This is a genomic window from Streptomyces sp. NPDC012794 (assembly GCF_042901085.1).
In the GTDB taxonomy this organism is placed as follows: domain Bacteria; phylum Actinomycetota; class Actinomycetes; order Streptomycetales; family Streptomycetaceae; genus Streptomyces.
This window is the reverse complement of the sequence record NZ_JBIBCI010000036.1, coordinates 17,732-29,418: the sequence shown is the minus strand read 5'-3', so window position 1 is coordinate 29,418 and position 11,687 is coordinate 17,732. Positions and strand designations below refer to the sequence as shown.

The following is an 11,687-nucleotide window of genomic DNA, read 5'->3' as shown; positions in this document are numbered from 1 at the left end:
GCGGTGAGTTCCTAGACAGCTCCCACCACACCGGAGGTCTTCGCCATGTTCAAGACCAGCCGAGTGTCAACAACGCTCGTGATCAATACACCTAGCGGCCGCGCAGGCGGCGGACCAGGATGCTGGCGTCGCCCCGGGACTCCAGGTCCGCGAGGACCACCGCCACCGCCTCGCGGACGATGCGGCCGCGGTCCACGGCGAGCCCGTGCTCACCGCGGAGCACCAGACGGGCGTGCTCCAGGTCCATGAGCTCCTCGGCGGAGACGTAGACCGTGATCTTCTCGTCGTGCCGTTCGCGCCCGCTCGGCCGCCGGTTCGCGCCGCGGCCCTGGCCCTTGCCGGACCGGGGCGACGACGCCCCGGCCGCGGTGGCAGAACCTTCCTGCGGCCTGCGCTGCGCGCCCACCGCCGATTCGCCGGCCTCCCGGCCCCGGGCGTCCCCCGTGGTCCGCGTCGTGCCGTCCGCCGGTGCGGCCGTGTGCTCCGTGCCCGCGGCCGTCGGCGCCTCCTCGGCGCCCCGCCGCGGCGACGACGACTGGAGGGCCATCCCCCCGGTGGTGCGGAACAGTTCGTCGGCGCCGGGCAGACTCACTCGGCGGGACACCGGGCGAGCACCTCCCTGGCCAGCTGGCGATAGGCGGCGGCGCCGACGGAGTTCGACGCGTACGTGGTGATCGGCTCGCCGGCGACCGTGGTCTCCGGGAAGCGCACCGTCCGGCCGATGACCGTGTGGTAGACGTGGTCGTCGAAGGCCTCGACCACACGGGCCAGCACCTCGCGGCTGTGCACCGTACGGGAGTCGTACATGGTGGCGAGGATGCCGTCGAGCTCCAGCTCCGGGTTGAGCCGCTCCTGGACCTTCTCGATGGTCTCCGTGAGGAGGGCGACGCCCCGCAGCGCGAAGAACTCGCATTCCAGCGGCACGATGACCTTGTGAGCCGCCGTCAGGGCGTTGACCGTGAGCAGGCCGAGCGAGGGCTGACAGTCGATCACGATGTAGTCGTAGTCGGCCATCAGGGGCTTCAGCGCCCGCTGGAGCGTCGACTCGCGCGCGACCTCGCTCACCAACTGCACTTCGGCGGCGGACAGGTCGATGTTGCTCGGCAGCAGGTCCATGTTGGGGACCGCGGTCTTGAGCAGCACCTCGTCGGCCGACATGCCCCGCTCCATGAGCAGGTTGTAGACCGTCAGGTCGAGTTCCATCGGGTTCACGCCGAGGCCCACGGACAGCGCGCCCTGCGGGTCGAAGTCGACGAGCAGCACGCGGCGCCCGTACTCGGCGAGCGCGGCACCCAGGTTGATGGTCGACGTGGTCTTGCCCACGCCGCCCTTCTGGTTGCACATCGCGATGATCTTCGCCGGACCGTGGTCGGTCAGCGGACCCGGGATCGGGAAGTACGGGAGCGGGCGTCCGGTCGGGCCGATCCGCTCGCGGCGCTGGCGGGCAGCGTCGGGCGCGAGGGTGGCCGCGTACTCGGGGTCGGGCTCGTATTCCGCGTCGGGGTCGTAGAAGTGCCCCTCGGGCACCTGGTCGTAGTCGGCGAAACCAATGGGCGTATCGCCACCGTGGTCGCCGGCCGTGGAGTTCACGTCTAGGCCGTCCATGCTCTTTTGGGGCGTCGTCATGTGCTGGTGGTTTGCGAAGGTGCGGACCGCGACGGAGCCGACAGCTTCGAGCCCGGCAGGACCCTGTCCCCGCTCAGGCGTCCCTGCTCGACCACCTCCAGGAGCAAATGTCGACTCATTCACAAGTCGTCTTACCTCCTCGGACGTGACCAGGACACTTATCGATAGGTCAGCGTTGCACCATGCCGACGGTTGGCGACTCTATGGCGTGTCACCGCCCAGCGGCAACACAATCCACCGGACCCGGCACGATGTGTCGGCAACCGAACACCACTCTGTCAAGGGCGTGCGCGCTGTCACTGCGAAGTTTCGCGGGTGCGCGAAAGGGTTAAAGGGTTACGTTCGAGGCGAGTTGAGCGGGCTCGGCGGGCACCCCGCGAACACGTCCGGCCGGACCTTGCGGGCAAGGTCCGGCCGGATACGTGAGATTGACGTCAGTCGTTGACGGTTCAGCCGAGCAGCGTGCCGAGCTCGAGGGTCTCGAGGCCGTGGGCCTCGGCGACGGGACCGTAAACGACCTTGCCGTCATGGGTGTTGAGGCCCAGCGCCAGCGCCGGGTCACGGCGCAGCGCCTCGACCCAGCCGAGGTTCGCGAGCTGCACGATGTAGGGCAGGGTCGCGTTCGTCAGGGCGTAGGTGGAGGTGTTCGGCACCGCGCCCGGCATGTTGGCGACGCAGTAGAAGACCGAGTTGTGGACCTGGAAGGTCGGCTCGGCGTGGGTGGTCGGACGGGAGTCCTCGAAGCAGCCGCCCTGGTCGATCGCAATGTCGACAAGGACACTTCCGGGCTTCATCTTGGCGACGAGTTCGTTGGTGACCAGCTTCGGGGCCTTCGCACCCGGGATCAGCACGGCGCCGATGACGAGGTCGGCCTCGACGACGGCCTTCTCCAGCTCGAAGGCGTTGGAGACGATCGTCTTGATCTTCGTGCCGAAGATCTTGTCGGCCTCGCGGAGCTTGTTGATGTCGCGGTCGAGCAGGGTCACGTGGAAGCCCATGCCGATGGCGATCTGCGCCGCGTTCCAGCCGGAGACGCCGCCGCCGATGACCACGCACTCGCCGGCGTGGGTGCCGGGGACGCCGCCGGGGAGGACGCCGCGGCCGCCGGCCGAGCGCATCAGGTGGTAGGCGCCGACCTGCGGGGCCAGGCGGCCCGCGACCTCGGACATCGGGGCGAGCAGCGGGAGCGCGCGGTTGGCGAGCTCGACCGTCTCGTACGCGATGGCGGTGGTGCCGGACTCGAGGAGCGCGTCCGTGCACTCGCGGGAGGCCGCCAGGTGCAGGTAGGTGAAGAGGGTCTGGTCCTTGCGGAGGCGGTGGTACTCCTCCGCGATGGGCTCCTTGACCTTCAGCAGCAGGTCAGCGGTCTCCCAGACCTCGTCGGCGGTGCCGAGGATCTCGGCACCGGCGGCGACGTACTCGGCGTCCGTGATCGAGGAGCCGACACCGGCGTTCTGCTCGATGAAGACCTGGTGGCCGTTGCGGACCAGCTCATGCACGCCGGCGGGCGTGATGGCGACCCGGAACTCGTTGTTCTTGACCTCGCGGGGGATGCCGACCTTCATCGTCGATCACGGTCCTTGGCTCAGGGGATTTTACGGGGCACTTCCATACATACCCGCCCACAAGAACGCGCAACGGGATGCACCACTGATGTCGTGGTGAAGCCAGTCTAATGAAGGATGAGGCGCTGTCTAGCCTTGCAAACGAATAACTTCAGTCGGACACACTGCGGATTTCGCAGGCTGCGGGGTCGTCTCCCAGCAATCTGTCGGCCGCGGAGCGGTGCAGTCGCGCCGCCGCCGGGTCGCCCAGACGGTCCAGCGTGTCGGCCAACCGCACCTGGAGCGCGGCCTGGAGCCGCTGGTCCCCGGCCCGGCGCGCCAGCTCGATGGCCTCGCGGCAGGTGTGCAGGGATTCCTCGGGCCGCCCGGCGTACTCCTGGACCCGCGCCATTTCGCTCAACGCCTTTGCCTGGCCCGGCACATCGGCCAGCCGGCGGTAGCCCGCGGCGGCGGCGCGCCAGCTGCGCAGGGCCTCCCCGTACCGGCCCGCGTAGGTGTGCACGTTGCCCAGCCGGCCGTAGAGCCTGGCCTCGTCCGACCGCTCGCCGCGCGCCAGGGCGTGGGCCAGTGCGCGGCCGAACCAGTCGGAGGCGCGGGGCCAGTCCGCCAGCTCCTGGTACGCGCCGCCTACGGATTCCATCGCGCGGCCCGTCGCGTACGGGTCGTTCGCGGCCTTTCCCGCGCCCAGCGCGGCCCGGTACCGGGCCAGCGCCTCCTCGGTCCGGCCGGTCCGGGCGTCCAGATCGGCCAGGTTCAGCAGGGCGGCGGCCCGCTCCCGGTGCAGGCCGCGCCGCTCGGCCACGTCCAGGACGAGGCGGTGCAGCCCGTACAGCTCGGGGGCGGCCGCCTCGGTGCCGCGGTGCCCGGCCAGCGCCCGGACCAGGGCGGAGACCAGCCTGCGGGCCAGGGTGTCCAGCCCGCCGTCGGCCACGGCCAGGCGCGCGGCCGAGGTCAGCGCGGGCAGCCGGGTGTCCAGCCAGACGGCGGCGGAGCGCCGGTCGGGGAAGCGCAGGGCCCGGGGGGTCCCGTCCAGGCGCTCGCGCAGTTCGTCGTCGTCCTCGTCGGCGTCGGTCATGGCCCGGCACGAGGTGAGCAGCCGTACGGTCCGCTCCAGCATCCGGGCGCGGGCCAGCTGCACCTCGGCGGGCCGCTCCTTGGTCTCCAGCAGCGCCTGGAGGAAGGGGGCGAGGCAGCCGGGGAGCAGGAAGAGGCCGTCCCGGGCGTGCCGTACGAGGCCCAGGGCGGCGAAGTCCTCCAGGGTGGACTGGGCCGCGGCCACCGAGCAGCCGGCCAGGGCCGAGGCGGTGTGCGAGTCGAGGTACCCGGCCGGGGCGAGCGGCAGCAGGTGCAGGGTGCGGCGGGCCGGCTGCGGCAGGGACTCGTAGACCAGCCGGAAGGCGCGGCCCAGCGGGCCGGTGGTGCCGGGGGGCATGTCGTGGAGCTGCTTGGCCAGGTCCGCGACGGCGGCCTTGGGGTGGGCGGCGAGCCAGCCGCCGGCGAGGGCCAGCGCGGCGGGCAGCCCCCCGCACTCCTCGGCGAGCGCCTCGGCGGCACGGGGGTCGACGGTGATGCGGGTGTCGCCGATGAGCCGGGCGAGCAGGCCGACGGCGGAGGTGGGGTCGAGGCCGCCGAGGGTGCAGGGACGCACGTCGGGGATCCCGGTGAGCGGGCCCTCGGCGGTGACCACGACGAGGCAGTCGGGGTTGTCGGGGAGCAGGGCGTCGACCTGGTGCGGGTTGGCGGCGTCGTCGACGAGCAGGATCGCCCGCCGCCCGGCCAGCGCCTCCCGCAGGGCCGCGCTGAGGTCGTCCTCGCAGGCCCCGGGCGGGGTGACCTCCCCGAGCCCTTCCAGCAGGGTCCGGACGGCCCACTCGGTGGCGACGGGTTCCCCGTCGGGTTCGGTGAGCCGCACCTTGACCAGGCCGTCCGGGTACTGTTCGGCCACCTCGCGCACGAACGCCTCCGCGAGCGCGGTCCGCCCGGAGCCGGGCCGCCCCGCGACGAGCAGCACCCGTGCGCGGGGTGCCTTCGCCTTGCGGCCCGAGAGGGTGTCGAGCCCGGTCCGTGCGATGTCCTCGCGCAGCTCCTTGAGCTCACGCCGCCGCCCGACGAAATCCGCCACGGATCCGCTCCTCTCCCTGCCTTCGGGTTGCTGAGCGTAGTTCACGCAGAGCGACGGACCGTGGGGAGCGCGGCCTACAGATCGCCCGATCGGATCAGCGGATGGGCCTATTTAATGCGCCGCTCCCACGGCCGCTCCGGCACCTCGGCCCCACCACGCGGTGCCGGTCCGCGGCCCGGGCGCCCGCCGGGGGACGGGGACCGCCGGGCCGGACGGGCCGGCGCGCCGCGCGGGCGGCGCGGCGGCGGCTACGCCGCGTACGGCCGCTGCGGCCAGGGGGCGTCGGCGGGGCGCAGGGCGTCCGTGCCGGGGCCTGAGGCGAGGGCGGCGGTCAGGGCCAGTACGCCCGTCACCAGCGCCGGGTTGCCCAGCTCGCCCGCCAGGATCCCGCGGACCAGGTCCTCCCTCGCCACCCACTCCACCTGCATGTCGGCCTCCTCCGAGTCCGTCTCGGCGTACCGCTCGCCGTCCGCCACGGCCACGTCCCGCGCCAGGAAGACGCGGATCGCCTCGTCGGAGCCGCCCGGGGAGGCGTAGAAGTCGGCCAGCACCCGCCAGTCCCCCGCCTTGACGTGGGCCTCCTCGTACAGCTCCCGCTGCGCCGCGCGCAGCGGGTTCTCCCCCGGTACGTCGAGCAGTCCGGCCGGCAGCTCCCACAGCCGGTGGCGGACGGGGTGGCGGTACTGCCGGATCACGAGCACCCGGTCGTCCTCGTCCAGGGCGAGCACGCAGACCGACCCGGGGTGCACCTGGTAGTCGCGGCGGGCCACCGAGCCGTCGGGCATCCGCACCTCGTCGGAGGCCACCGCCGTCTTGGCGCCCTGGAAGGGCCGCAGGGTCGACAGGGTCTCCCAGCTTTCGGACGTGTCCTTGATGCTGGTGCCGGTGTCCATTCCGATGCCCTCCGAACTCATGGAAAAACGTTGGACGCGCGAACGCGCGACAGCCGGGTACGGATGGTGATCCGTACCCGGCTGTCTACGTTACCGAGCGTCAGCCCTGCTGCCGCTGGCGCTCCACCGCGGCCTTGACCAGGCCCGCGAAGAGCGGGTGCGGCCGGGTCGGGCGGGAGCGGAGCTCCGGGTGGGCCTGGGTGGCCACCAGGTAGGGGTGGACCTCGCGCGGGTACTCGACGTACTCGACGAGCTTGTTGTCCGGGGAGGTGCCGGAGAAGACCAGGCCGGCCTTCTTCTCCAGCTCGCCGCGGTAGGCGTTGTTGACCTCGTAGCGGTGGCGGTGGCGCTCGTCGACGTACGCGTCGCCGTAGACCTCGCGCACGATCGAGCCCTCGGCCAGCTTGGCCGTGTACATGCCCAGACGCATGGTGCCGCCCAGGTCGCCGGCACCCTCGACGAAGGCCAGCTGCTCCTCCATGGTCGAGATGACCGGGTGCGGGGTCGAGGCGTCGAACTCGGTGGAGTTCGCCCCCTCGATGCCCGCCAGGTTGCGCGCGGCCTCGATGACCACGCACTGGAGGCCCAGGCACAGGCCCAGGAGCGGGATCTTGTTCTCGCGGGCGTAGGTGATCGCGCCGACCTTGCCGTTGACACCGCGGTCGCCGAAGCCGCCGGGCACGCAGATCGCGTCCACGTCGCCGAGCTGCGCCGCGGCACCCGCCGGGGTCTTGCAGTCGTCGGAGGTGACCCACTTGATCTGGACGCGGGCCTTGTTGGCGAAACCGCCGGCGCGCAGCGCCTCGGTGACCGACAGGTAGGCGTCGGGCAGGTCGATGTACTTGCCGACGAGCGCGACCTTGACCTCGTGGTCGGGGTTGTGGACGCGGTCCAGCAGGTCCTCCCACACCGTCCAGTCGACGTCACGGAAGGGCAGGTCGAGCTTGCGGACGACGTAGGCGTCCAGGCCCTCGGTGTGCAGCACCTTCGGGATGTCGTAGATCGACTTGGCGTCGATCGCCGCGACCACGGCCGCCTCGTCCACGTCGCACATCAGCGAGATCTTGCGCTTGATGGAGGTGGGGACGTCGCGGTCGGCGCGCAGCACGATCGCGTCGGGCTGGATGCCGATGTTGCGCAGAGCCGCGACGGAGTGCTGGGTGGGCTTGGTCTTCAGCTCGCCGGAGGGGCCGATGTAGGGCAGCAGCGAGATGTGCACGACGAAGACGTTGTCGCGGCCGACCTCGTGGCGGACCTGGCGGACGGTCTCCAGGAACGGCAGCGACTCGATGTCGCCGACCGTGCCGCCGACCTCGGTGATGACGACGTCGACGTCCTCGGTCGCCATGCGGCGGATGCGGTGCTTGATCTCGTTGGTGATGTGCGGGATGACCTGCACGGTGTCACCGAGGTACTCGCCGCGGCGCTCCTTGGCGATGACCGTGTTGTAGACCTGGCCGGTGGTGACGTTGGCCGAGCCGTCGAGGTCGACGTCGAGGAAGCGCTCGTAGTGGCCGATGTCCAGGTCGGTCTCGGCGCCGTCGTTGGTGACGAACACCTCACCGTGCTGGAAGGGGTTCATCGTGCCGGGGTCGACGTTCAGGTACGGGTCGAGCTTCTGCATCGTGACCCGCAGGCCGCGCGCCTTCAGCAGCGCACCCAGGCTGGAGGCCGTCAGGCCCTTGCCGAGGGACGAAGCGACACCTCCGGTGACGAAGATGTGCTTGGTCGTCATGGCTGTGCTGTTTCGAAAAGCAGCGGGCGGCATAGCCAAGAGGGGGCTCCCGTGGTCGCGAGGTGAGGTGCGTCCGGCGACTTCTCCCGTTTCCGGGGGTGCCGAAGCTGCGGTTTCGGGGCCCCTGATTCGCACAGGCAGACCACCGGTCCACGGGGTACCAGCCTATCAGCGCCCGGACGGGTCCGCCTCCGGGCGCGCTGCGCGGCGCCCCTTCCGGCTCCTCGGCGGGGCGCGTCCCCGCAGGTCACCCATTTGGCCGAGTGACATTGTCCCCATACTTAAGGAGATCACTAGGGTTCGCGCATACCTTGCTCGGATACCGCTGCACATCGTCGCCGAGCAGTCCGGCAGACGGCGTAACCACGCCGGTTCCGGCAATCTAGGACTCGACGCGGGGATCCCTGCGCACAGGAGACCGCGCGACAGCGCATTGCAAGCGCCCTTCGGGGCGACGTGGCCTTTCGACTGGAGAGCAACGTGTCCGGGCGCATCGAGGATTACGCACTGATCGGGGACATGCAGACCGCGGCGCTGGTCTGCCGGGACGGCGCGGTGGACTGGTTGTGTCTGCCCCGCTTCGACTCCCATGCCGTCTTCGCTAGCCTTCTGGGCACCGAGGAACACGGGTTCTGGCGCATCGGCCCGGCGTTCGCGCCGGGCACGGAGCCGCCGCGGGCCGCGCGCCGGCGCTACCGGGGCGATTCCCTGGTGCTGGAGTCGGAGTGGGACACCCCGCGCGGGACCGTCCGCGTCATCGACTTCATGCCGCCGCGCGAGGACCACGCGCCGCAGCTGATCCGCATCGTGGAGGGGGTCAGCGGGCGCGTCCCGATGCGCTCGGCGCTGCGGATGCGGTTCAGTTACGGCCGGATCGTGCCGTGGGTGCACAAGGTGGACGGACGCACCGTGGCCGTCGCCGGCCCGGACTCCGTCTGGCTGGACACCGAAGCGCAGACGTACGGCAAGGACCTGACGACCTACTCCGACTTCACGGTCGCCCCGGGCGACCGGGTGGCCTTCGCCATCAGCTGGCAGCCGTCCCACAAGGGCGCGCCGGAGGCCCCGGACGCCGAGGCCGCGCTGGAGGCCACCAGCGAGTTCTGGCACGAGTGGGTGGACCTGTGCACGTACCACGGGCCCTACCGGGAAGCCGTGGTCCGCTCGCTGATCACCCTCAAGGCGCTCACGTACGCGCCCACGGGCGGGATCGTCGCCGCGCCGACCACCTCCCTCCCGGAGGAGATCGGCGGGGTCCGCAACTGGGACTACCGGTACACGTGGCTGCGCGACGCGGCCATCACCCTGTCCTCGCTGCTGCGCACCGGCTACCGGGGCGAGGCCGCCGCGTGGCGGGACTGGCTGCTGCGGGCGGTGGCGGGCGACCCGGAGAACCTCCAGATCATGTACGGCATCGCCGGTGAGCGCGAGCTCGGCGAGACCGAGCTGGACTGGCTGCCGGGGTACGAGAACTCGGCCCCGGTGCGCGTCGGCAACGGCGCCGCCCACCAGCTCCAGCTGGACGTGTACGGCGAGGTCACCGAGGCCCTGCACCTGGGGCACATGACGGGCCTGGCCCGCAACGACTACGCCTCGGTGCTCCAGCTGAAGCTGATCCGCTACCTGGAGACCCACTGGAACGAGCCGGACGAGGGCATCTGGGAGGTGCGCGGCCCGCGCCGGCACTTCGTGCACTCGAAGGTGATGGCGTGGGTGGCCGTGGACCGCACGATCAAGCTGGTCGAGAGCGGGGACGCGGACGGCCCGCTGGAGCGCTGGCGCGAGCTGCGCGACCGGATCCACGCGGACGTGTGCGAGAAGGGCTACGACCCGGAGCGCAACACCTTCACCCAGTCCTACGGCTCCCGCGAGCTGGACGCCTCGCTGCTGCTGATCCCGCAGATGGGCTTCCTGCCGCCGGACGACAAGCGGGTCATCGGCACCATCGAGGCGATCCAGCGCGAGCTGTCGACCCCGGACGGCTTCATCCTGCGCTACCCGACGGCCGGCGAGGAGGCCGGGGTGGACGGGCTGGAGGGTGACGAGGGCGCCTTCCTCGCGTGCTCGTTCTGGATGGCCGACGACCTCGCGATGATCGGCCGCGTCGACGAGGCGCGCCGGCTCTTCGAGAAGCTGCTGGCGCTCCGCAACGACCTCGGCCTGCTGGCGGAGGAGTGGGACCCCAAGCTCCAGCGGCAGGTGGGGAACTTCCCGCAGGCCTTCAGCCACGTTCCGCTGATCGACACGGCGCTGCGGCTGACGGCGAGCGGGGCCTATGGCGGCTGACGGGCGGGCCCCGTGGGGCCCGCCTACGCTGTAGGGGTCCTACCCCCCTTCCGGGAAGGGAGGGCGGCCATGGCGCCCCTCTCCAAGGCGGGCGCGGCGCTCGCCGCGCTCCGCGAGGATCTGGCCGGCGACGTCTTCGCCCCGGACGATCCGGGGTACGACGAGGCCCGGGCCGTGTTCAACGCCATGATCGACCGCCGGCCGGCGGTGATCGCCCGGTGTGAGGGCGCGTCGGACGTGGTCACGGCCGTGCGCTTCGCCCGGGAGCTGGACCTGCCGGTCGCGGTGCGCGGCGGCGGCCACAGCGTCGCGGGGATGTCCCTGAACGACGGGGGGCTGGTCGTGGACCTGCGCCGGATGCACGGGGTGAGCGTCCGTCCGGCGGCGCGGGCCGCGTACGTCGGCGGCGGGGCCACGATGAGCCACCTGGACCGGGCCTGCGAGCCGTACGCGCTGGCGACCACCGGCGGCCGGGCCTCCACCACCGGCGTGGGCGGTTTCGTGCTGGGCGGGGGGACGGGCTGGCTGGACCGGAAGTTCGGCCTGGCGGTGGACAACCTGCTGGGCGTGGAGCTGGTCACCGCCGACGGCGAGCTGCTGCACGTCACGGCGGAGGAGCACCCGGACCTGTTCTGGGGGCTGCACGGCGGCGGCGGGAACTTCGGGATCGCCACCTCCCTGACCCTGCGGCTGCACGAACTGCCCCACATGTCGGTCGCGTTCCTGCTGTACCTGCCCGAGCGCGGTCCGGAGGTGGTGCGCACCTTCCGGGACGTCATCGAGTCGGGGCCGCCCGAGGCCGGCGGCGGCGCCCTCTACCTGACGGGGCCGCCCGACGAGTTCGTCCCGCCGCACCTGGTGGGGCTGCTGCTGGCGGGCGTGCTGCTGACGTACGCGGGTCCGGAGGACGAGATGCGAAGGCTCGCGGAACCGCTGCTGGCGGTCCCGCACGAGGCGGAGATGGTCACGGCCATCCCGTACGCCGACCTCCAGTGCATGATCGACGACCCCCCGGGGCTGCGGAACCACTGGTCGGCGGAGTACCTGACCGGGGTGCCCGACGCGTTCGTGGAGGTGTTCTGCGCCCGCGCCGCCTCGATGCCCGTGCCGACGGGCACGCAGCACGTGGTGTGGCCGCAGGGCGGGGCCGTCGCCTCCGGCCCGGCCGGCTACCCGGTGCCCTACCGCGACGCCCCCTGGGCGGTGCACCCCTTCGGGATGTGGGAGGACCCGGCCGACGACGACCGGGTCCGGCAGTGGGTCAGGGACGTCCGCGCCGACGTCCGGCCGTGGAGCACCGGCGCGGTGTACCTCAACTTCACCGGGGACGAGGGCGCGGACCGGGTCGTGGCCGGCCTGGGCGCCGAGAACATGCGGCGCCTGGGCGAGTTGAAACGGCGCTACGACCCGGACAACGTGTTCCGCTCCAACCACAACGTCAAGCCGCTGTAGCGGGCGCC

At 71.8% G+C, this 11,687-nt stretch carries 8 protein-coding genes; 2 read left to right on the top strand and 6 right to left on the bottom strand.

Translation table 11 applies throughout. The features are described 5' to 3' along the window. Window positions 1–91: 91 nt before the first annotated feature. The 6 genes from ACFY7H_RS33185 to ACFY7H_RS33160 all read right to left on the bottom strand — a co-directional run bounded on the left by ACFY7H_RS33185 (window position 92) and on the right by ACFY7H_RS33160 (window position 7,974). Window positions 92–604 carry a hypothetical protein gene (locus tag ACFY7H_RS33185; RefSeq protein WP_388946163.1) on the bottom strand — a complete coding sequence of 171 codons (513 nt, stop codon included), beginning with the start codon at window positions 602–604 and terminating at the stop codon, window positions 92–94. After that, window positions 589–1,749: a ParA family protein gene (locus tag ACFY7H_RS33180; RefSeq protein WP_125604141.1), complete on the bottom strand. Its 1,161-nt coding sequence runs from the start codon at window positions 1,747–1,749 to the stop codon at window positions 589–591. Before ACFY7H_RS33180 ends, ACFY7H_RS33185 begins: the two co-directional genes overlap by 16 nt. Before the next feature lie 326 nt (window positions 1,750–2,075). Next, window positions 2,076–3,191, bottom strand: coding sequence for an alanine dehydrogenase (gene ald / locus ACFY7H_RS33175; RefSeq protein WP_388946159.1), 1,116 nt, complete (start codon window positions 3,189–3,191; stop codon window positions 2,076–2,078). Window positions 3,192–3,342: 151 nt separating this feature from the next. Further along, window positions 3,343–5,358: a tetratricopeptide repeat protein gene (locus ACFY7H_RS33170; protein ID WP_388946156.1), complete on the bottom strand. Its 2,016-nt coding sequence runs from the start codon at window positions 5,356–5,358 to the stop codon at window positions 3,343–3,345. A 203-nt stretch (window positions 5,359–5,561) separates the two neighbouring features. Further along, window positions 5,562–6,227 carry an NUDIX domain-containing protein gene (locus ACFY7H_RS33165; RefSeq protein WP_388946153.1) on the bottom strand — a complete coding sequence of 222 codons (666 nt, stop codon included), beginning with the start codon at window positions 6,225–6,227 and terminating at the stop codon, window positions 5,562–5,564. 79 nt (window positions 6,228–6,306) lie between these two features. Continuing rightward, window positions 6,307–7,974, bottom strand: a complete 1,668-nt coding sequence (locus ACFY7H_RS33160) for a CTP synthase (RefSeq protein ID WP_388946169.1) — start codon at window positions 7,972–7,974, stop codon at window positions 6,307–6,309. Window positions 7,975–8,421: 447 nt separating this feature from the next. Between ACFY7H_RS33160 and ACFY7H_RS33155 the strand changes: the two genes are divergently transcribed. Further along, window positions 8,422–10,227, top strand: a complete 1,806-nt coding sequence (locus ACFY7H_RS33155; protein WP_388946151.1) for a glycoside hydrolase family 15 protein — start codon at window positions 8,422–8,424, stop codon at window positions 10,225–10,227. Between the two features lie 69 nt (window positions 10,228–10,296). Then, entirely contained in the window at window positions 10,297–11,679 is a 1,383-nt protein-coding gene (locus tag ACFY7H_RS33150) for an FAD-binding oxidoreductase (protein WP_388946148.1), read from the top strand. Window positions 11,680–11,687 lie beyond the last annotated feature (8 nt).

What these genes read in the sequence shown, in the direction of transcription:
- ACFY7H_RS33150 (WP_388946148.1), top strand. Translation starts at nt 10,297, where the DNA reads ATGGCGCCCCTCTCCAAGGCGGGCGCGGCGCTCGCCGCGCTCCGCGAG.
- ald (WP_388946159.1), bottom strand. Translation starts at nt 3,191, where the DNA reads ATGAAGGTCGGCATCCCCCGCGAGGTCAAGAACAACGAGTTCCGGGTC.
- ACFY7H_RS33160 (WP_388946169.1), bottom strand. Translation starts at nt 7,974, where the DNA reads ATGCCGCCCGCTGCTTTTCGAAACAGCACAGCCATGACGACCAAGCAC.
- ACFY7H_RS33165 (WP_388946153.1), bottom strand. Translation starts at nt 6,227, where the DNA reads ATGAGTTCGGAGGGCATCGGAATGGACACCGGCACCAGCATCAAGGAC.